Annotated in this window: 20 protein-coding genes; 5 read left to right on the top strand and 15 right to left on the bottom strand. The window is 71.0% G+C overall.

What is annotated here, in order from left to right; genetic code table 11:
* Nucleotides 1-30 precede the first annotated feature (30 nt).
* Complete coding sequence (locus tag OCS65_RS24900) at nucleotides 31-351, top strand: WhiB family transcriptional regulator (protein WP_081636978.1); 321 nt, start codon at nucleotides 31-33, stop codon at nucleotides 349-351.
* Nucleotides 352-511: 160 nt separating this feature from the next.
* Here OCS65_RS24900 and OCS65_RS24905 read toward each other — a convergent pair whose 3' ends face one another.
* The 3 genes from OCS65_RS24905 to OCS65_RS24915 all read right to left on the bottom strand — a co-directional run bounded on the left by OCS65_RS24905 (nucleotide 512) and on the right by OCS65_RS24915 (nucleotide 4,911).
* On the bottom strand, nucleotides 512-1,312 hold the full coding sequence (locus tag OCS65_RS24905) for an alpha/beta fold hydrolase (RefSeq protein ID WP_006937895.1): 801 nt from the start codon (nucleotides 1,310-1,312) through the stop codon (nucleotides 512-514).
* A gap of 108 nt (nucleotides 1,313-1,420) precedes the next feature.
* Nucleotides 1,421-3,187, bottom strand: a complete 1,767-nt coding sequence (locus OCS65_RS24910; protein ID WP_065923034.1) for an ABC transporter ATP-binding protein — start codon at nucleotides 3,185-3,187, stop codon at nucleotides 1,421-1,423.
* The gene (locus OCS65_RS24915; protein ID WP_231772010.1) at nucleotides 3,184-4,911 is read right to left on the bottom strand and encodes an ABC transporter transmembrane domain-containing protein; all 1,728 of its coding nucleotides are present in this window, start codon (nucleotides 4,909-4,911) and stop codon (nucleotides 3,184-3,186) included. Before OCS65_RS24915 ends, OCS65_RS24910 begins: the two co-directional genes overlap by 4 nt.
* A 157-nt stretch (nucleotides 4,912-5,068) precedes the next feature.
* On the opposite strand from OCS65_RS24915, the gene OCS65_RS24920 reads away from it, so the two are divergent.
* From OCS65_RS24920 to OCS65_RS24930, 3 genes are read left to right on the top strand one after another with little or no spacing between them, the layout of a single operon-like run.
* Complete coding sequence (locus tag OCS65_RS24920) at nucleotides 5,069-5,242, top strand: hypothetical protein (protein ID WP_006937887.1); 174 nt, start codon at nucleotides 5,069-5,071, stop codon at nucleotides 5,240-5,242.
* Between the two features lie 56 nt (nucleotides 5,243-5,298).
* Nucleotides 5,299-6,768, top strand: coding sequence for an alpha,alpha-trehalose-phosphate synthase (UDP-forming) (locus tag OCS65_RS24925; RefSeq protein WP_164528090.1), 1,470 nt, complete (start codon nucleotides 5,299-5,301; stop codon nucleotides 6,766-6,768).
* Nucleotides 6,765-7,298, top strand: coding sequence for a response regulator (locus OCS65_RS24930; protein WP_102800445.1), 534 nt, complete (start codon nucleotides 6,765-6,767; stop codon nucleotides 7,296-7,298). Before OCS65_RS24925 ends, OCS65_RS24930 begins: the two co-directional genes overlap by 4 nt.
* Nucleotides 7,299-7,311: 13 nt before the next feature.
* Here OCS65_RS24930 and OCS65_RS24935 read toward each other — a convergent pair whose 3' ends face one another.
* The 12 genes from OCS65_RS24935 to OCS65_RS24990 form a co-directional block, all read right to left on the bottom strand.
* Entirely contained in the window at nucleotides 7,312-7,896 is a 585-nt protein-coding gene (locus OCS65_RS24935) for a hypothetical protein (RefSeq protein WP_029541061.1), read from the bottom strand.
* Complete coding sequence (locus OCS65_RS24940; RefSeq protein ID WP_050034586.1) at nucleotides 7,893-8,423, bottom strand: hypothetical protein; 531 nt, start codon at nucleotides 8,421-8,423, stop codon at nucleotides 7,893-7,895. The genes OCS65_RS24935 and OCS65_RS24940 overlap by 4 nt, the downstream gene beginning before the upstream one ends.
* Nucleotides 8,423-9,838, bottom strand: a complete 1,416-nt coding sequence (locus tag OCS65_RS24945; RefSeq protein WP_006937877.1) for an MCE family protein — start codon at nucleotides 9,836-9,838, stop codon at nucleotides 8,423-8,425. Before OCS65_RS24945 ends, OCS65_RS24940 begins: the two co-directional genes overlap by 1 nt.
* Nucleotides 9,835-11,070, bottom strand: a complete 1,236-nt coding sequence (locus OCS65_RS24950) for an MCE family protein (RefSeq protein WP_029541053.1) — start codon at nucleotides 11,068-11,070, stop codon at nucleotides 9,835-9,837. Before OCS65_RS24950 ends, OCS65_RS24945 begins: the two co-directional genes overlap by 4 nt.
* Nucleotides 11,067-12,398, bottom strand: coding sequence for an MCE family protein (locus tag OCS65_RS24955; protein WP_263507956.1), 1,332 nt, complete (start codon nucleotides 12,396-12,398; stop codon nucleotides 11,067-11,069). The genes OCS65_RS24950 and OCS65_RS24955 overlap by 4 nt, the downstream gene beginning before the upstream one ends.
* Nucleotides 12,395-13,453: an MCE family protein gene (locus OCS65_RS24960; RefSeq protein ID WP_006937871.1), complete on the bottom strand. Its 1,059-nt coding sequence runs from the start codon at nucleotides 13,451-13,453 to the stop codon at nucleotides 12,395-12,397. Before OCS65_RS24960 ends, OCS65_RS24955 begins: the two co-directional genes overlap by 4 nt.
* Nucleotides 13,450-14,469, bottom strand: coding sequence for an MCE family protein (locus OCS65_RS24965; RefSeq protein ID WP_006937869.1), 1,020 nt, complete (start codon nucleotides 14,467-14,469; stop codon nucleotides 13,450-13,452). The genes OCS65_RS24960 and OCS65_RS24965 overlap by 4 nt, the downstream gene beginning before the upstream one ends.
* Nucleotides 14,470-14,541: 72 nt before the next feature.
* Nucleotides 14,542-15,720, bottom strand: a complete 1,179-nt coding sequence (locus tag OCS65_RS24970; protein ID WP_006937867.1) for an MCE family protein — start codon at nucleotides 15,718-15,720, stop codon at nucleotides 14,542-14,544.
* Nucleotides 15,721-15,724: 4 nt separating this feature from the next.
* Entirely contained in the window at nucleotides 15,725-16,573 is an 849-nt protein-coding gene (locus tag OCS65_RS24975) for an MlaE family ABC transporter permease (protein WP_029541049.1), read from the bottom strand.
* A gap of 20 nt (nucleotides 16,574-16,593) precedes the next feature.
* Nucleotides 16,594-17,358 (bottom strand): MlaE family ABC transporter permease, encoded by a 765-nt coding sequence (locus tag OCS65_RS24980; protein ID WP_006937862.1) that lies wholly within the window; start codon nucleotides 17,356-17,358, stop codon nucleotides 16,594-16,596.
* Between the two features lie 485 nt (nucleotides 17,359-17,843).
* Nucleotides 17,844-18,788, bottom strand: a complete 945-nt coding sequence (locus OCS65_RS24985; protein ID WP_029541047.1) for a 3-oxoacyl-ACP reductase — start codon at nucleotides 18,786-18,788, stop codon at nucleotides 17,844-17,846.
* Nucleotides 18,789-18,910: 122 nt separating this feature from the next.
* Entirely contained in the window at nucleotides 18,911-19,096 is a 186-nt protein-coding gene (locus OCS65_RS24990) for a ferredoxin (protein ID WP_006937853.1), read from the bottom strand.
* A gap of 179 nt (nucleotides 19,097-19,275) precedes the next feature.
* On the opposite strand from OCS65_RS24990, the gene OCS65_RS24995 reads away from it, so the two are divergent.
* A complete protein-coding gene (locus tag OCS65_RS24995; protein ID WP_029541042.1) occupies nucleotides 19,276-20,454 on the top strand; it encodes an acyl-CoA dehydrogenase family protein in 1,179 nt (392 codons plus the stop codon).
* Nucleotides 20,455-20,460 lie beyond the last annotated feature (6 nt).

Consider the following 20,460-nt stretch of genomic DNA (forward strand, 5'->3'; position numbering starts at 1 on the left):
TGCGGTGTCGACTCGCACCCACCGACGACCATGAGCACACCGCCCGCCCGCGCCTCCGCGGAACTCGCCGTGCCGTCCCGCGACGAGCGGGAGGACTGGACCGCCCGCGCCGACTGCCGGTTCGTCGAGCCGTCCGTGTTCTTCGGCCCGGACGACGAGCCACGCGGTGCCCGCCTACGACGGGAACGCACCGCGAAACAGATCTGCCACACCTGCCCGGTCCGAATCCCGTGCCGTGCTTATGCACTCGACAGCCGGCAGAGGTACGGCGTCTGGGGCGGCACCACCGAAGCGGAACGCCGAGCCCGGCACCCCGCCCTCCCGGCAGCCGTCCCGCCGGAACCGAGGTGACACGATCACCTCTTTCACCCGTGAACCGGTGACACCGAACCCGTGTCACCGGTTCACGAGTCCGCCACCGCCCACGAAGGATCTCGGTCACGCGGCGGAATGCCGTGGCGGCGAGTGAAACCCGGCACGCCACGGGCCGCGATCCCGGCCACGGCGAGGTTCAGCTCGCCAGGAACTCCAGCAGCACCTTGTTCACGGCCTCCGGCTGCTCGAGGTAGCCGTAGTGCCCGGCGTCCGGGATCTCCTGGTAGCTCGCGCCGGGGATCGCGTCGGCGACCTCCCGCGACAGGTACGCCGGGATCATCCGGTCGTCGGCGAAACCGACGGCCAGGCACGGCACCCGCACCGCCCGGTAGGCCGCGCGACGGTCGAACTCGCGGTCCATTCCCAGCTGCGCCCGCACGCCCGGCGACGTCTTGCCGCCGGTGAACTCGAACACGTCGAGCCAGTCCCGCGCGGTGTGCGGGTCGGCCAGCGACGCCGGCGACAGGTTCATCACGGCCGTGACCGCCGCTCGGTACTTCGGGGGCAGCTCGACACGGCTGTCGTACAGCTGCCGCTCGCCCTCGGTCAGGGTGAGCTGGAACTGGTCCATGCGCGCGTGCCCGGCCAGGAACACCGCCTTGCGCACCAGGTCCGGGCGCGCCAGCGTCAGCTCCTGTGCGACACGCGCGCCCATCGAGGTGCCCACCACGTACGCGGGACCGCCGAGCAGCTCGATCAGTCCGGCGGTGTCGGCCACCAGGTCGTCGATGGTCATGCCGCCGAGGCTCTCCCCCGACGGCGCGATGCCGCGGTTGTCGAAGGTGGCGACGCGGTAGCCGGCCTGGACCAGCGCGGGGACCTGGTGCAGGTCCCAGACCCGGCCGGGGCTGCCCGTCCCCATGATCAGCACGACGAGGTCGCCGGTCCCCTTGACCTGGTAGTTCAGCGGGATGCCGTTGATTGTCGCGATGGGCATGAAAACCTTCCTGAGGTGGGTGGCACGGGTGCGGCCGTACGGCCGCACGGGCACAACGGACCGATCCACACTACCCTGCACCGCAGGTCGCGGCCCTGGCAGCACATCTCAGCCGCCGGCCTGCCAGGCCCGCCACAGCCGCGCATAGCGGCCCCCGGCGGCGACGAGCGCCGCGTGCGGTCCCTCCTCGACGACCCGGCCCGCCTCGAGCACGACGACCCGGTCCGCCGCCGCGGCCTGCGTCAGCCGATGCGCCACGACCAGGGCGGTGCGTCCCCGCGTCACGACGGCCGCGGCCGCTTCGAGGGCCCGTGCGCCCGCGCTGCCGGCCTCCGCGGTCGCCTCGTCGAGCACCACCACCGGTGGATCGGCGATCAGCACCCGCGCCAGCGCGAGCTGCTGGGCCTGGGCCGCGGTCAGGGGATGTCCGCCCTCGCCGACGACCGTGTGCAGGCCGTCGCCGAGCGCGCGGACCCACTCGCCGGCCCCGACCGCGTCGAGTGCCGCTTCCACCTCGTCCGCGGTGGCGCCGGGCCTGGCCAGCCGCACGTCGTCGAGCAATGGCCCGGCGAACACGTGCACCTCCTGGCTGACGATCACGACGCTGCGACGCAGCCGCGGTCCGAGTTCGCCGAGCGACCGGCCGTCGATACGGACCTCCCCCGAGGCGGGCGTGACGACGCCGGCCGCGGCCGCGGCGACCGTCGACTTCCCGGCGCCGGTCGACCCGACCAGGGCCACCGTCTCCCCCGGCCCGACCTTCAGGTCCACGCCGTGCAGGACCTCCGGCCCGTGCAGGTACCGGTGCCGCACCCCGGCCAGTTCCAGCGCCGGCGGACCGTCGCGTCGGACGTCGCGCGGAGCGTCGCGCTCCGGCGGCTGCGCCGGGAGCTCGGCGACGCCCACGAGGCGGGCCAGGCTGGCGCCCGCGGACTGGACGTCGTCGAAGGTGAAGAGCAGGAGCCCGAGCGGCGAGAACAGGCGGTGGAACAGCAGTGCCGCCGCGGTGGCCTCGCCGACGGTCACCGCATCCGCCCGCACCAGCACGAACCCGGCGACGAGAAGCGCCGAGAGACCGACGAATTCGGCCCGGTTGGCGCGGCCCGCGAACCGGGTGAACAGGCCGAACACGCCGACGGTGAGGTCGCGGGCGCGGCCCGACGCGGCGTCGATGCCGGACAGGTGGGCCGGGTCGAGCCCGTAGGCGCGGACGGTGCGCACACCGTGCATGCTGCTGACGAGTGCCTGCGACCGTTCTCCCATCGCCACCCGCTCCGCGGCGTACAGCGGCGCCGACCGGGGCAGGTACCAGCGCAGGGCGAGCGCATACAGCGGCAGCGCGACGAGCCCGGCGAGCCCGAGCCGCCAGTCGATCCCGACCATGGCCGCGACGCTGACCACCACCAGCATCAGCGCCGCCACCAGCTGCGGCACCACCGAGACCAGCGCCTTTGCCAGCACCGCGACGTCGTCGCCGACACGGGAGAGGACGTCGCCGTGCCCGGCACGTTCGACGGTCTCGGTGGGCAGGCGCAGCACCCGCGCCAGGACCGTCTCGCGCAGCCGGGCCAGCACCGTCTCGCCCAGTCGCGCAACGAGGTGCAGGCCGGCGCCGTCGAGCACCCCGCCGACGACCGCCGCGGCTGCGATCAGCGCGACGACCCACCCGAGCGTGGCCATCGGCGCCTGTTCGCGCACCCGGTCGACGAGGATGCCGAGGACGCGCACCGGCACCACGGAGGCCACCGCGGCCCCGACGGACACCGCCACGGTGAGCGCGACCCGGCCCGGCGCGGCGCGCAGCTGCGCCCCCAGCCAGCGCCACGACCGTCCGGCGGAGGCGATCGGCAACAGCTCGGACTCGTGCGTCGTCATCGCAGCACCGCCGCCCGGTAGGTGGGGTGTGTGGCGGCCAGTTCGGCGTGGGTGCCGGCGGCGACAATCCTGCCGTCGTCGACCACGACCACGCGGTCGGCGACGGCGAGCAGCGCCGGGCTCGAGGTGATGACGACGGTCGTGTGCTCGCCCCCGTCGTGCCGGACGCGCGCGATCCCCTCCGCGACGGCCTGCTCGGTGACGGCGTCGACGGCGGTGGTCGGCTCGTGCAGCACCAGTACCGGGGCGCGCCGCGCCAGCGCCCGCGCCAGCGCCACCCGCTGTCGCTGCCCGCCGGACAGGCTGCTGCCGCGGTCGACGATCCGCTGGTCGAGACCGTCGGGGTGGGTGTCGGCGACCTGCCCGGCGGCGGAGGCGCGGAGCACCTCCGGGGGTATGCCCCCGGACGGGTCGCACATGCCCGCGGTGATGTTGCCGGCGAGCGTGCCGGCGAACAGGTCGCTGTGGTGCGGTTCGGCGAGGACGGTCCGGCGTGCGGCGACGGGGTCGAGCGCGCCGAGCGGGACTCCCCCGACGGTCAGCTCGCCGCGGACGTCCTCCGGCGGCACCTGCCCGGACAGCACGTCGGCGAGGGCCTCCGCGTCCTGCGGCCGGTGGGCGAGGACACCGAGCAGTTCCCCCGGCGCGACGGTCAGGTCCATCCCGCGCAGCGACCGGTAGCCGAGTCCGCGCAACACGAGGCGGCCGTCCGACGGTGTCCCGGTTCCGGCCGGCAGCAGCGGCGGCGCGTGCAGCACCAGCGACAGCCGGTCGGCGGAGGCGCGGGACGCGGCCCACGACGACGGCAGGGCGGCGAGCGTCCCGAGGGGTTCGACGACGAACTGGGCCAGGCCCACGACGGTGATGAGCTCGCCGACCGAGATCCGGCCGGCGAGCGCGGCCCAGCCCGCGACGCCCGCGACCGCGACGGACAGCAGCGCGCTCACCGCCGCCGAGGTGCCGGTGTAGACGCCGGCGGCGCGGGTCGCGCGGAGCGTCGCGGCGAGCGCGTCCGCGCTGGCCTCCCGGTAGCGGCGGGCGGCGGCCGGCTCGGCACCGAGGCCCCGCAGCGGTCGGAGCCCCGTGACGAGATCGGTCGCCAGGCCCGACGCCCGCGCCACCGCCTCCTGCTGTGCGGTCATCCGCCGGGTCAGCAGCGGGGTGGCGCGGTCGAGCGCGACGAGGATCGCAGGCGTGCCCAGCAGCACCAGCAGACCGAGGGGGACGTCGACGAGCAGCAGCGCCACCGCGGCCCCGGCCACCGCGGTGATCGCCGCGGCGGTGGCGGGCACCACGTGCAGGATCTGCGCGGCCCGCCCGGCGTCGGTGGTCGCCACCGCCAGGAGTTCCCCGATGCGCAGGGAGGTGCGCACCCCGCGCGGATCGAGGATCCGGCGCGCCACCGTGACCCGCAGCCGGTGCGACTCGGCCTCGATCGCCGCGACGAGCCGGCGCGCGCCGAAACGCCACGAGTAGGTGAGCACGACGAACAACGCGGCCAGGCCCTCGAGGGCGACGACCAGCGTCGGGACGTCGCCGCTGGTGACCGGTCCGTCGATGATCGCCCCGATCGCGACGGGGACGAGGGTCTCCATGACTTGGTGCAGCGAGACCAGCGCGGTGCCGATCGCCAGCGCGACCCGCTGGTTCGCAATCGTGTGCCGCAGCAGCCGCAGACCCGGCTCCTTCCCCTGATCGATCCGGCGAGCACCGTCGCTGCTCATGCCTCCCACCACACGAAACTCTCCGTTCCCCGTCCCCGCTCCCAGAAGTGAGCCAACCCTAACTCGTGGAGCGGCTGGCGTCGGAGTCGCCGGTTCTCATAGAGTCGCACTACGAATGACCTGCTCGAACGGAGCAGCCAGCCCGGGAGGAACCACCATGGCCGCGGACGCCACCACCGAGAACGACATCCCCGACGAGGAACTCGAACCCGTCGCGGACGAGACGGCCCGTCAGGCACAGCGTGTCGTCGCTGCCTACGCGGAGGATGCGGACGAATGCCGCATGCTGCTGTCCATGCTCGGCATCGGGCCGAACCCGAAGACGGACTGAGCGGATACCGGCGAACAAGGACAGAGGAGCACCACGTGGCTGCAGGTGAGGAGTCGATGCACGTGGGTGGTTCGGACTTCGTGGTCGTCGCGAACCGCCTGCCCGTCGACCTCGAGCGTCTTCCGGACGGCTCGACCCGATGGAAGCGCAGCCCGGGTGGCCTCGTCACCGCGCTCGAGCCGATCCTGCGCAACAACCGCGGAGCGTGGGTCGGCTGGGCCGGTGTCGCCGACGCCGAGCTCGACCCGATCGTCGAGGACGGCCTCGAGCTGCATCCGGTGCCGCTGAGCGGGCAGGAGATCGCCGACTACTACGAGGGCTTCTCCAATGCGACGCTGTGGCCGCTGTACCACGACGTCATCGTCCGGCCGGAGTACCGGCGGGAGTGGTGGAACACCTACGTCGAGGTCAACCGCCGGTTCGCGGAGGCGACCGCGAAGGCGGCGGCACAGGGCGCGACGGTGTGGGTGCAGGACTACCAGCTGCAACTGGTGCCGAAGATGCTGCGGATGCTGCGGCCGGATCTGACCATCGGCTTCTTCCTGCACATTCCGTTCCCCCCGGTGGAGCTGTTCATGCAGATGCCGTGGCGGACCGAGATCGTCGAGGGCCTGCTCGGCGCCGATCTGATCGGCTTCCATCTGCCCGGCGGTGCCCAGAACTTCCTGTACCTCGCGCGCCGGCTGGCCGGTCATCAGACCTCCCGCGGCACCGTGGGTGTGCGCTCGAAGCTCGGGGTGGTGCAGGTCGGGTTCCGGGCGGTGCGCGTCGGTGCGTTCCCCATCTCCATCGACTCCGGGCAGCTCGACGAGCGGGCCCGCCGCAAGTCGATCCGCGACCGCGCGAAGCAGATCCGCAAGGAGCTCGGCAACCCGAAGCACATCATGCTCGGCGTCGACCGGCTCGACTACACCAAGGGCATCGACGTCCGGCTCGACGCGCTGCTCGAGCTGATCGCCGAGGGCCGGGTGGATCCGGCCGAGACGGTGATGGTGCAGCTGGCCACCCCCAGCCGCGAGCGCGTCGAGTCGTACGTGCAGATGCGCGGCGCCATCGAACAGACGGTCAGCCGGATCAACGGCGAGTACGCCGAGGTGGGCCGGCCCGTGGTGCACTACATCCACCGGCCCATTCCGCGCGACGAGCTGATCGCGTTCTTCGTCGCGGCCGACGTCATGCTGGTGACGCCGCTGCGCGACGGCATGAACCTCGTCGCCAAGGAGTACGTGGCCTGCCGCAGCGACCTCGGCGGCGCCCTCGTCCTGAGCGAATTCACCGGGGCCGCAGCGGAACTGCGCCAGGCATTCCTGTGCAATCCGCACGACCTCGAGGACGTCAAGGACAAGATGGAGGCCGCGCTGAACCAGTCCCGCGAGGACGGTCGTCGGCACATGCGGGCACTGCGCCGGCAGGTCCTCGCCCACGACGTGGACCGATGGGCGCGCTCCTTCCTCGACGCACTCGCGCATCAGGGCGCGGCCGGTCCGGCGCTGATCGCGCCGGCGGAGGTCGGCGAGCCCGAGTGACAAGCACACCGGACCGCGAAGCCTACGGTGTCCGGTCGTCGTCCGAGCGCAACGTCGAGGAGGCGACGACCGGGACGCCGGCACCACGCATGCCCACGCCCGCCGATTCCCTCGACGTGCTGCTCGTCGAGGACGACGCCGGGGACGAGCTGATCATCCGGGAGTCGTTCGAGGCCAACGAGATCGGCAGCACGCTGCACGTGGTCCGGGACGGCGCGGAGGCTCTCGACTTCCTGTACCGGCGCGGGGCCCACGCCGGCGCCGTGCGGCCGGCGCTGGTGCTGCTCGATCTGAACCTGCCGAAGTACGACGGGTGGCAGGTGCTCGAGGCGGTCAAGGCCGATCCCGACCTGGCGTCCATCCCCGTCGTCGTGCTGACGACGTCCACCGCCGAGGAGGACGTGGTGCGCAGCTACCGGTTGCGGGCCAACGCCTACGTCTCCAAGTCGGTGGACTTCGACCGGTTCGTCGCCACCGTGCGGCACATCGACCGGTTCTTCGTGCACATGGTGCGCCTGCCCGGCCGCTGACCGTCCGCCCGGCTCAGATCGGGGTCAGGCGGCTCACCAGCCAACGGCCGTCGTGCTTCTCGAGTTCGACGCGGACGCGGCTGCCGCTGCTGACCGCCTCGGGATTGACGGAACTGGTGGTGATCTGGTTGAGGAACAACAGGGTCACCGCCCGGTCGGCCTCGGCCGACACGACCGACGACGCCTGCACACTCACCTGCACGGTGATCGCCTTCTCCTTGGCGCCGGGCGCGATGACGTTCTTCATCAGGTTCGTGTACTCGTCCCGGAAGTCGCCGGTGAGCCCGTCGGAGGCGGCGGCGACCTGCTCGTCGACCGTGGCGTGGTCGTACGCGAGCATCGCGACGGCCTGCTCCTCGGCGGCCTGCAGGGCCTCGGTCCGGGCGGCCTCGGCGCCGTCGCGCTCGACCTTGTCGTACACGCCCACGCCGACGAGGCCGGCGAGCACGATCGCCGCGGCGGTGAGGGCCGCGAGCAGCATCCGGCGCGCACCTCCCCCGGAGCCGGGCTGCGCCGTAGCGCTTTCCGCGCCCTCCACGCCCGCGGCGTCGTCGGTCTTCTCGAGGGTCACGGCCTCGTCCTTCGAATGCTCGGTCATGGTACGAAATCCACCTTCGAGGCCAGCAGCCGACCGTTCTCGTCGCAGATCGTCACCCGCAGCCGGAAGTCGCGGGGCTCGGGTTCGGGCTGTTCCGCGTTGCTGACCATCGACCGCGCGGCCACGAGCGAGGACATGCAGGCGCCGTCCTCGGCCTGGATTCCGGCCTCGATCACCTCACCGGTGGTGTCCACGTTCGCCTTGGTCACCACATCGACGAAAGGCCCTTCGCGTCCTTCGAATTCGGCCTTGAAGTCACCGGTCGCCCCGTCGAGCAGACGCTGTACGTCCTCGGCCGCGCTCTGCGGGTGGATGGTGGTCAGATTCAGCACGGTCTGCCGCGCGGCCTGCAGGTACGCCGCCCGCCGGGCGTCGTGGTCGCGGTCGGCCGTCGCGCCGAGCCACAGCCACACTCCGGCGCCCACCAGGGCGAGGACGATCAGGGCTGCGACCGCGGGGAGCACCCGGCTCTGCCGGGCGGGTCCGGTCTCCGGCGTCGATGTCGTGGGGGTCTCTTCGTCCGCCATCAGCCTTGCTGCGCCTTCATGTACGTCTCCAAACTGGTCTCGGGGCCGGTGTCGACGTTGCGGTACACCGTACCGTCGGGACCGATGTACGTTCCCGTCGCCGGGTCGATGCCGCGCGCCGTCACCCCGGCGGGCGCGGCCGCGCCCGTCCCGGTCGCGTGCGAGGCGGGCACCGGCATGTCGCCTTCCGACTGCACGGGCGTCGGGGCGCCGCGCCACGGGTTGTCGAGGTATTCGGGCTGGTACCCGTTGCGGCACGCCTCCGGGGTGGGGGCGCGCCGGCCCGGGAACTCCATGCACGGCAGGTTCCGCGCGCCTCGCACGGCGTTCGGATCCGACTGCGGGAGCTTGCAGTACACCTCGCCGGGGGTGTCCACCATCGTGGTGTCCGCAGGGCTGCGCCACTGTTCGGGCGGCAGGAAGCCGGACAGGCACGGCGGCGGATCGTGCAGCTGCAGGTGGAAGTCGACGACCGCGCCGTCCTCGGCCGGTCCGCTGCCGGCCGCGGTGATCAGCGCCGTGGTCATCGGCGGGTACAGCACCAGGATCTGTTCGATGCCGGCGTTGTAGAGCACGCCCACCTCCCCGACGCCGACCATGTTGGCCAGCAGCAGCGGCAGCGTCGGCCGCAGGTCCTGCAGCAGCTGTTCGGCCTCGGCCGCGGCGCCCGGCCCCTTCGCGAGCACCGCCCGCAGGTCGGTGTCGGCGGCCCGCAGCCCGTCGGTGAACGTCAGCATGTCCCGCGTCCAGGAGCGGATCGCGTCGCTGGTGACGACCTGGGTGTCGAGCAGCGGACCGAGCTGATCGAGCAATGCCTTCGTCTGCTCGCTGCCGGCGCTCGCCTCCTGCACGAACAGGCGGGTCGAGTCGATCAGCCGCTGCAGGTCGGGCCCCGACCCGTTGAACGCGTCGAACGACTCGTCGACGACGGTGCGCAGCCGTGTGTCGCTGATGCTGGCGAGCAGGACGTCGGCCTGGTCGAGCAGCTCGCCCACCTCCTGCGGCACCGACGTCCGGTCGGCCGGGATCACGTCGCCGTCCGACAGATACTCCCCGTTCGAACCATCTTGCGGGGGAACGAAGTCCACGTACTGCTCGCCGACGGCGGACACGCTGCGGACCGCTGCGTCGACGTCGGCGGGGATCGAGCGGTCGCTGTCGATCGACAGGATGGCCTCCACCCCGGCCGGCGACAGCTGCACCTTGTCGACCACCCCGACGGTGTTGCCGCGGTAGGTGACGTTGGCGTGCGGGTAGAGCCCGCCGGTGGAGGGCAGTTCCACGATCACCGTGTACCGGCCGACGCCGAGCAGCTGCGGGAGCCGCACGTACTGCAGCGACATCACCAGCAACCCGACCACCGTGAGCACCGAGAAGATGGCGAGCTGGATCCGGACGAACTTCGACAGCATCATGGCGCGGGCACCCCCAGCGGGGGCAGCCCCGGAACGGTGATCTCCCCCAGACCGGGGACCGACAGCGTTGCGGCCGGGCCGGGCGCGGGTTGCGCGGCCGGCTGCTGGAGCGGGGCCTGGAAGGGGTCCGCGGACTGGGCCGCCAGCCCGGCGTCCCGGCCGAGGATGCCTTCCGGGCCGGCGAGGCGCCCGGCGAGCGGGGTGCCGGTGAGGAAGTTCAGGTCCAGCCGTTCGAGGGTGAGGTCGATGGTCATGGCGAGGTTCGCGTAGTCGCCCCGGATCACCTGGTCGATGCCGGCCTGCGGGAACGGATAGGTCAGCAGCACGCCGAGCACCTCGGTCAGCGCGTTGCCCGAGTCGGCGAGCGCACGCAGTGTCGGAGCCAGCGCCTGCAGGTTGGTCTGCAGGTCGTCGCCGCTGTTCTCGACGAGCCGGCTGGCGACGGTGCTCATCTCGCCGAGCGAGGTGAGCGCGGTGGTCAGGTCCTGCCGCTGTTCCACCAGCACGTTCAGCGCGGCCGGCATCTCGTCGAGCGCACGGACGAGGGTGGCGTTCTGCGCGTCGACCGTCCACGCGAGCCGATCGATGCCCTCCATCGCGGCGATGATGTCGCCGCGCTGCCGGTCGAGGGTGCCGACGAGTTCGTCGAGCCGCGGCAGCAGGTTCCGGATCGAGTCCTCCCGCCCGTTCAGCGCCGCGTTCAGCTCGGTGGTGATGTCGTTGATCTGCGCGAGTCCACCGCCGTTGAGGACCACCGACAGCGACGACAGCGTCTGCTCGGTGGTCGGGTACACCCCGGCCCGCTCGAGCGGGATCAGGTCGCCGTCCTCGAGCCGGCCCTGCGGCGGCTCGTCCGCCGGCGACGCCAGTTCGAGGTGCTGCGAGCCGAGCAGGCTGGTCTGCCCGATCTTGGCGGTGGCGTTCGCCGGGAGTTCGACGTCGCCGTCGAGGGCCACCGTCACGAGCGCGTGCCAGTCCTCGACCTCGATCTTCGTGACGCTGCCGACCTGGACGTCGTCGACCCGCACCGGCGAGTTCTGCGTCAGGGTGGTCACATTCGGCATCTGGATCCGTACCTGGTAGGCGTCCTCGCCGTGCCCGGCGGTGCCGGGCAGGGCGAGGGAGTTGAGCCCCTCCCATTCGCATCCGGTCAACGTCAGGGACGCCGCGACCGCCATCGCGGCGGCGGCGTACCGCCGTGCCGGGCGGGTGTGCCGGGTTCGGGTGCTCATCGTCCTCCTCCCGGCTGCAACAGCGCACCGAGGTCGGGGGGAACCGTCACGGTGGGCAGATCCGAGAGCGGCCCGGCCGGCGGCGGAGTGGCGTCCGCGGGTGCGATGCCCCGGCCCGCCGCCTCGGCTTCCGCCTCGAGACCCGGTTCGGTGTACACGATCTGGTCGGGGAACGCCTCCACCGCGGCGATGGGGTTGGTCATGATCGGCAGGTAGTTCATCGCCAGCGACTGGAGGACCGGCCCGAGCTGCTGGCGGCACAGCTCCGCGCTGCGGTCGGAGGTGGCGTTCGCCGCGGCGGCCACGGACCCGCACATGAACTCGACGGGGTTGGCGAGGTTGCTGATCGCCAGCGCACCGGTGAGCGAGCCCTGGGCGGGCTTGTAGATGTCGTAGAAGTTCGCCAGCGCCGTCGGGCCGGAGTGCAGGACCCGCTCGATCTCGGGCCGCTTGCGTGCGAGCACCTCGGTGGCGTCGGCGAGGCGCTGCACCGACTCGGTCAGCGCTGCCCGGTTGTCCTGCACGAACCGCTGCACGTCGCCGACCGCGAGGTCGAGGTCCGCGAGCGAGGTGCCGAGCTGGCCCGAGCTCTGGGCGAGGACGTCCGAGACCGACGCCAGCCGGCCACCGAGCTGGACGATCTGCTCGTTGCTGGTCGAGAGCACCGACACGAACGCCTGCAGGTTCCGGACGGTGCCGAACAGGTCGGTGCGCCCCTTCGACAGGGTGTGCATGGTGTCGGACAGTTCGCGCAGCGTGGCACGGACGGTCAGGCCGTTGCCGTCGAGGTTCTCGGCGGCGGTATCGATGAAGCGGCCGAGCGAGCCCTGGGGGTCGAGGCCCTGGGGGCCCAGCGCCTCCGACAGGCGCATCAGTTCCGTCTTGATCTGGTCCCATTCGACAGGCGAGGCGGTGCGCTCGACCGGGATCGTCGCGTCGTCGGCGAACTGCGGGCCGCCCGAGTACGCCGGGGTCAGCTGGATGAAGCGCGCGGACACGAGGCTCTGCGCGATGATCACGGCCTTGGCATCGGCCGGGATGTCGACGGAGTCGTCGACCTGCATCTGCACGCGCACCAGGTCGTCGCCCGGCTCGATGCGGGTGATCGTGCCGACGCTCACGCCCAGCACGCGCACGTCGTCGCCCTCGTACAGGCCGCTCGTGGAGACGAATTCGGCGTTGATCGTGCGCTTCCCCCAGCCGGGCAGCACCACGGCGAATGCGACGAGGGCCAGGGCCACCACCGCGACACCGGCGATCACCGGTATCAGCAGGCGGCGGCGCTTTCCGGGCCGCCCCCCGGGGGCCTCGAGGGTGTGGGTGCTCATTCGCCATCCTTCGTGATCGACGGCGGGTTCTTCGGAATGATGTCCTGCAGGTCCTGCTGCAGCAGCTCGGGGGCGACCGTGCTGTCGACCAAGGCCTTCCACCACGGCGCGGGCAGGACGTTCGACACGTACGCGTTGAAGAACGGACCGCTCGCCACGGACTCGCCGAGCGCGCTGATGTACGGGCCGAGACCGTCGAGGGCGCCGGCGATGTTCTCCTTGTTCGCCTGCAGGTTGGCGGTCACCGCGTTGAGCTTCTCCAGGGTGGGAGCCATCTGCGCCTGGTTCTCCTGCACCAGCGCCGACAGCTGCCGTGAGACCGCGGAGATGTTCGCGATCAGCTCGGTGATCGCGTCGCGGCGCACGCTCAGCTCCCCGAAGAGGGCGTTGGCGTCCACCACGAGGGCGTTGATCCGGTCGCTGCGCTCGGCGAGGATGCCGGTCACCGATTCGGCGCGGGCCAGCAGGTCCTCGAGCGACTCGTCGCGCGCGTTGATGGACCGGGACAGCCTGGTCATTCCCTCGAGCGCCCCGCGCAACTCGGGTGGGGTGTCCTGCAGCGAATCCGACAGCGCGTTGAGCGAGTCGTTGATCTGCTCCGTGTCGAGATCCGACACCGATGTCGTGAGGTCGCCGAGAGCGTCGGTGAGCGAGTACGGGGAGTCGGTGCGCGCCAGCGGGATCGGCTCGCGCGGGTCGAGCGTCCCCGAACCGTAGGGCTGCACCGCGAGGGACTTGCGGCCGAGCACCGTGTTCGTCTTGATGTCGGCCCCGGTGTCCTCGCCGAGCGCGATGCCGTCGCGGACGGTGAAGGCGACGAGAACCTGCTGGTCGTCGAGGCGGACGTCGGTGACCTCGCCGACGTCGACACCGGCGAGGGTGACGGTGTCGCCGGGCACGAGACCGCCGGCGTCGGCGAAGTACGCCGAGTAGGTCAGGCCGCCGGAGAGGAACTGCAGCTGGTCGTACTGCAGGCCGGCGAGCACCGTCGCGGCCGCGACGGACAGGCCGACGATGCCGACCTGCACGGGATTGCGTTCACGGATCGGACTCATTCGATCTTCGCGCACCTTCCGGTCGTCTGCTCGGCCGACGTGAAACGGATGGTGGTCCCGTCCGGTCCCGAGAACTTGAACGTGTTGGCACACAGGAAGAATTGGAAGAAGTTGCCGTACACCCCCACCCGGATGAGCTTCTTGTAGTCGTTCGGCAGCCGCTCGAGCGTCCGGTTGATGTCGTCGCGCCCGAGGTCGAGCTGCGTCATGGTGCGGTTGGTCTCGGCGATCACCGACTGCAGGTCCGGCCGGTTGTTCTGCAGCAGCGAGGCGAGATCCCCGGTGCCGGCCGCGATCCGCGGGATGGCGGTGCCGATCGGGTCGCGGTCCTGCGCGAGCCCGCTCACCAGGGTCTGCAACCGGTCGACGGTCTCGGTGAACTGCTGGTCGTTCTCGTCGATGGTGGCGAGGACGGCGTTGAGGTTGTCGATGACGTCGCCGATCAGCCGGTCCCGGTCGGCGAGGGAGTTCGTGAACGAGTTGGTGTTGCCCAGCAGCGACACCAGGGTGCCGCCCTGCCCCTGGAAGACCTGGAGCAGCGCGCCGGACAGGTCGTTGACCTGCTGCGGGTCGAGGCCCTGCAACAGCGGCTTGAATCCGCCGAGCAGCAGGTCGAGGTCGAGCGCGGGTTCCGTCTGCGCCACCGGGATCGTGCCGCCGGCCGGCAGCGTCTCGCCGGTACCCGGTCCCTCGAGCAGCTCGAGGTAGCGGTCGCCCACCAGGTTCTCGTACCGCACCGTGGCCTTGGTGCTCGCCAGCAGCGTGTGCTCGGCGTCGACGTCGAAGGACACCTCGGCCTGGTTGCCGCGACCGATGTCGACGCTGTCGACCGACCCGACGGGCACCCCGGCGATGCGGACCTTGTCGCCGGCCTGCAGCCCGGACACGTCGGTGAACGTCGCGTGATAGGTCTGCGTGCCGGTGAACCGCACCTGGCTGAACACGATCGCGAGTGCCGCGAAGATCAGCACCATCACGACGGTGAACGCGAGGAACTTGACCGTGGTGGCCCTCACCGGATCACCCCGCTCCCCCGCGGCGCCCGGCCCACCGGGCGCGTCCACGTCCGCCTCTGCGACTCCGGCATCTCACTCGCCTCCCGGGAGCATGTCGCCGAACAGGAAACCGAAGATCGTCGGGTACCGCACCCACGTCTCGGTGTTCGGGTGGAACGGCACGGGATGGGTGTCGGCGACGACGAAGGGGGCGTGGCCGTCGCGCTTGGGATCGAAGGCCGGCAGCCCGTGGCAGTTCGGCCCACCCGTCGCGCCCACCACCGGCAGGTCCTTCTCGTGGTCGTACATGGTGGCGCCGCCCAGGAAGTTCGTGCTCAGCATCAGGGCCGGGTACTTGCCGGTTCCGGCCATGGGCTCGAAGGCGATTCGCGCGTCGTTGAGCCCGATGATGAAGCACGTCAGCTCCGGCGAGTACTCGCCGAGCAGCGTCGTGGTCTCCGTCAGCAGGTCCAGCGCCGAGGTCAGCTGCGCCTCGTTCTCGCCGAGGACGTCGCGACCGGTGTTCGCCAGGCCGGTGACGTTCATCAGCATCAGGTCCAGGTTGGCCTGCTCGTCGACGACGGTGTTGCCGATCGAGGTGGCGTTGTCGAGCAGGTTCATCACGTCGGGCGCGACGTCGGCGTACAGGTTGGTGACGTCGGCGGCCACGGCGAGGTCGTACTGCAGTTGCGGCAGCGAGGGATTCATCGTCGCGAGATAGTCGTCGGCCTCGACGAGGGTGGCGCCGAGGGTGTCGCCGCGACCGTTGAGGGCCTCGGAGATCGCCCCGAGGGTGGCGTTGAGCTTCTCCGGCTGGACCTGCGCGAGCACGTCGGACAGGTGCTGGAAGACCGTGTTGAACTCGACGGTGACGTTCTCGGCCGCGATGATCGCGCCCTCCTGGAGCGGCACCGGCGACGGATCGTCCGGCATGAGCAGATTGACGAACTTCGCGCCGAACACGGTGGTGGACTCGATGGCCACGCGCACGTTGGACGGCACCAGGTGCAGCTGGCCGGGATCCATCGCGAGCTGCAGCAGCGCGCCGTCAGGGGTGTGCTCGACGGACCGGACCCGGCCCACCTCGACACCGCGGAGCTTGACCTTCGCGTCGGGCTCCAGCACCAGGCCGGACCGCGCCGAGGTGACCGTGACCGGGGTGGTGGCGGTGAAGGCACCGGCGAACATCAGCAGCGCCAGCGCGACGGCGACGGTGAGTCCCCCGACGAGACCGAGGGCCGCGAGTTTCTTCTTCCAGGAAGGTGTGTCCATGCGCCTATCCCGACAGGTTGAAGTTGCCGGTCGCCCCGTACACCGCGAGCGAGATGAGCAGGGTCACGGTCACCACGGCGATCAGGGATGCGCGCACGGCGTTGCCGACGGCGACGCCGACACCGACCGGGCCGCCACCGGCGTTGAAGCCGTAGTAGGTGTGGATCAGCATGACGGCGACCGCCATGACGATGGCCTGCACGAACGACCACAGGATGTCGGTGGGGATGAGGAACGTGTCGAAGTAGTGGTCGTACACGCCCGCGGACTGGCCGTAGAGCACGACGGTCGCGAAGCGGCTGGCGATGAACGAGGCGATCACCGCCAGCGAATACAGCGGGACGATCGCGATCATCCCCGCCATCACGCGGGTGCTCACGAGATACGGGATCGACGGGATCGCCATGACCTCGAGCGCGTCGATCTCCTCCGAGACCCGCATGGCGCCGAGCTGGGCGGTCGAACCGGCGCCGATGGTGGCGGCCAGGCCGATGCCCGCGATGGTGGGCGCCGCGATGCGGACGTTGATGAAGGCGGCGAAGAAGCCCGTGAGCGCCTCGACGCCGATGTTGCCGAGGGAACTGAAGCCCTGCACGGCGATGATCCCGCCGGTGAACAGGGTCAGGAAGCCGACGATGACGACCGTTCCGCCGATCACGGCGAGCGCACCGGTGCCCATGCTGATCTCGGCGATCAGCCGGACCGTCTCCTTCGGGTAGTGCGTGATCGCGCGCGGGGCGTATCCGAGCGCCTTGCCGAAGAAGAGCGCCTGCTCGCCGAGCCGGTCCACGGAGTCGGAGGCGCGGGCGACACGGCGCCGCACGCGGGGGAAGCGCCAGGAGATCACTGCCATCTACATCACCGCCGTGCCGGTCACCCGCCCGTCAGCTTGATGCCGACGGCGGTGACGAGAAGGTTGACCACGAACAATGCCATGAAGGCGAACACGACCGTCTGGTTGACGGCGTCGCCGACGCTCTTGGCGCCACCCTTGACGTTGAGGCCGAGGTAGGCGGCGACGAGGCCGGCGATCATGCCGAACAGGCCGGCCTTGACCTGGGAGATCACGAGTTCGCCGAAGCCGGTGAGCAGGGTGATGCCGTTGACGAAGGCGCCGGGGTTCACGTCCTGGAGGAAGACGGAGAACGCGAAGCCGCCCAGGATGCCGATGGTGCACACCAGCCCGTTGAGCAGCAGCGCCACGACGGTGGACGCGAGGACCCGGGGCACGACGAGGCGGTGGATCGGGTTGATGCCGAGCACGCGCATCGCATCGATCTCCTCTCGGATGGTGCGGGCGGCGAGGTCCGCGCAAATGGCGGTGGCGCCGGCACCGGCGACGATGAGCACGGTGACCATCGGGCCGACCTGGGTGACCGCGCCGAGTGCGGCGCCGGCGCCGCTGAGGTCGGCGGCACCGATCTCGCGCAGCAGGATGTTGAGGGTGAAGCTGACCAGGACGGTGAACGGCACCGCGACGAGGACCGTCGGCACGAGGGAGACCCGCGCGACGAACCATGCCTGATCGACGAACTCGCGTCGCTGGAAGGGCCGGGAGAACACGGCCCGGGCGGTCTCGCCCGTCATCGCGAAGAATCCACCGACCGCGCGGAGCGGTACCTCGAGGAGGTCTACCACCGTCTCCTCCTCCGTTGGTTCGCTCGCCGGCCGAGGCCGGCGAGGGGTCAGCTTGTGACCCGCGTCATACTAACTAGAACGTGTTCACGTGTCAAAGACCACTGCGTCGCGGCGTGACACGGCTACCTCTGCGGGCGGGAGCCCCGCCGCACCGACCGAACCGGCGGCGCTCGCGTCGAGCGGAAAATCGGGGTTCGAACTGGGAATTCAGTGGACCGCGAGATCGGATCCGCCGCCCGTCCACGGGACCGAACTCGGTCGGGAACCGCGCCGGCCGCCCCTTCGCGAACCGCGTCGCGGGACGCAAAACTAGAACAGGTACTACACGATCTCCGAGCGGCCTCCGGCCGCGCGTTCACGCGCCCGCATCGCCGGACGACACGCGAGCCCGGGGTCGGGCCGACACTAGCCGGATCGGCCCCGGACGGCGCGATATTACCGAAGGACAACGTTGCATGTCACTTCGGGTACCGCCTAGTGGGACGTCAGAGGGCGAGCGCCTGCGCGGCCGAGAAGTTACGGGCGGGGTCCCGGTCGCCGAAGTAGCCGCCGACCCGTTCGGCGAGGCTCTCCGGGGTCCACCGGACGTCCGCGTCGAAGCGCTGCTCGACGACGGGCGCGGCCATGAGCGCGACCATCGGGCCGTAGACGACGAAGACCTGGCCGTTGATCCGGTCCGCCGCGGGCGACGCCAGGTAGGCGACCAGTGCCGAGACGTGCTCGGGCGACAGTGGATCCACCTCCCCCTCGGGCGCGGCACCGAAGACGCCCTCCGTCATCGCGGTGCGGGCCCGCGGGCAGATGGCGTTGGCGCGCACCCCGTACCGGGACAGGCCCCGCGCGGCGGAGAGGGTGAGTGCCGTGATTCCCGCCTTGGCGGCGCCGTAGTTGGCCTGCCCCTCGGGGCCGAGCAGGCCGGCCTCGGAGGACGTGTTGACGATCCGGCCGTAGACGGGACCGCCGGCCTTCTTGGACTCGCCACGCCAGTACGCCGCCGCGTTGCGGCACAGCAGGAAATGGCCGCGCAGGTGCACGGCGATCACCGCATCCCAGTCCTCGTCGGACATGTTGAACAGCATGCGGTCCCGCACGATTCCGGCGTTGTTGACGACGATGTCGAGGCCGCCGAAGCGTTCCTGTGCCGTCGCGAGCAGCGCGTCGGCCGTGGCACGTTCCGCGACGCTGCCGGCGACGAACGCCGCATCGGCGCCGAGGTCGCGGATCTCGGCGAGAGTGTCCTCGACGGCATCGGTCGCCGCGAGATCGTTGACGACCACCGCGGCGCCGGCCCGGGCCAGCGCGACGGCCTCCGCCCGGCCGAGCCCGGCACCGGCGCCGGTGACGACGGCGACCTTGCCGTCGAGACCCAGGCCCCCCTCGTCCGTCGCACCGTTTCCTGCGGGGCCGAGACCGTTGCCGGTTGCACTCATGGACGCGCTCTCCCTAGCGATGTCGGGCGGCCCACCCGGGGCCGCCGCGCTCCTGGTCGCCGCGGATTCCGGCGACCCCCCGGAAATGTAGAACGTGTTCTCGTTTCTGACAAGGGGCGCCGTCAGGCCTCGCTCAGCGCCGCACGCGGACACTGGGCGATCGCCGTGCGCACGTCCTCCTCCCGCTCCGGCGCGATGGGGTGCGTGACGATCAGCTCGTCGTCGTCGTTCAGATCGAACACCTCGGGCGCGATTCCCACGCACACGCCGTTCGCCTCGCAACGATCGAAGTCGACCTTGACCTCCATGAACAGACCTCGCTTCTCGCTTGCTCGACCGATCGGGCGCCGGACGCGCGGGCTGGCGCGACGGCTCGAAAACCAGGCTAGAACGCGTTTCAGTTCTGTGCAATGATTCGGGAACATCGCCGAGCCGGTCCCGGTCCTCGGCCGTCGACCAGCTGCCTACCCGACGAACGGAGCGGTTCGTGGACATCGCGTACACCCCGCAGCAAGAGGAACTCCGCGCGCAGTTGCGCGCCTACTTCGCCGACCTGATGACCCCCGAACGACGGGAGGCGCTCGCCGCGACCACGGGCGAGTACGGCGCCGGCAACGTGTACCGGGAGGTCGTCCAGCAGATGGGCAAGGACGGCTGGCTCACGCTCGGCTGGCCCGAGGAGTACGGCGGGCAGAACCGTTCGGCCATGGACCAGCTCATCTTCACCGACGAGGCCGCGATCGCCGGCGCGCCGGTCCCGTTCCTCACCGTCAACTCGGTGGCGCCCACGATCATGCACTTCGGCACGCCCGAGCAGAAGGAGTTCTTCCTGCCGAGGATCTCCGCCGGCGAGCTGCACTTCTCCATCGGCTACTCCGAGCCCGAGGCGGGCACGGATCTCGCGTCGCTGCGCACCACCGCCGTGCGCGACGGCGACGAGTGGGTGATCAACGGCCAGAAGATGTGGACAAGCCTGATCGCCTACGCCGACTACGTGTGGCTCGCGTGCCGCACCGATCCGAATGCCCGGAAGCACAAGGGCATCAGCGTCCTCATCGTGCCCACCACCGCCGAGGGGTTCTCGTACACGCCCGTGCACACCATGGCCGGCCCCGACACCAGCGCCACCTATTACCAGGACGTGCGCGTCCCGGCGTCCGCGCTCGTCGGCGCGGAGAACGGCGGCTGGGCGCTGATCACCAACCAGCTCAACCACGAACGCGTCGCGCTCACCTCCGCGGGCCCGATCCTCACCGCGCTGCAGGAAGTGCGCGCGTGGGCGCAGCACACCCGCCTGCCCGACGGCCGCCGCGTCCTCGATCAGGAATGGGTGCAGATCAACCTGGCCCGGGTCCACGCCAAGGCCGAGTACCTGAAGCTGATGAACTGGGAGATCGCTTCCAGCACTGCGCCGCTCGGACCCGCACCGGCGTCGGCGAACAAGGTGTTCGGCACCGAGTTCGCCACCGAGGCCTACCGCCTGCTGATGGAGATCCTCGGCCCGTCGGCCACGCTGCGACAGAACTCCCCGGGCGTGCTGCTGCGGGGCCGGCTCGAACGGATGCATCGCAGCTCCCTGATCCTCACCTTCGGCGGCGGCACCAACGAGGTCCAGCGCGACATCATCGCGATGACCGCCCTCGGACAGCCACCCGCCAAGCGCTGACACTCC

This window comes from Rhodococcus aetherivorans, from assembly GCF_025722975.1.
In the GTDB taxonomy this organism is placed as follows: Bacteria; Actinomycetota; Actinomycetes; order Mycobacteriales; family Mycobacteriaceae; genus Rhodococcus; species Rhodococcus aetherivorans.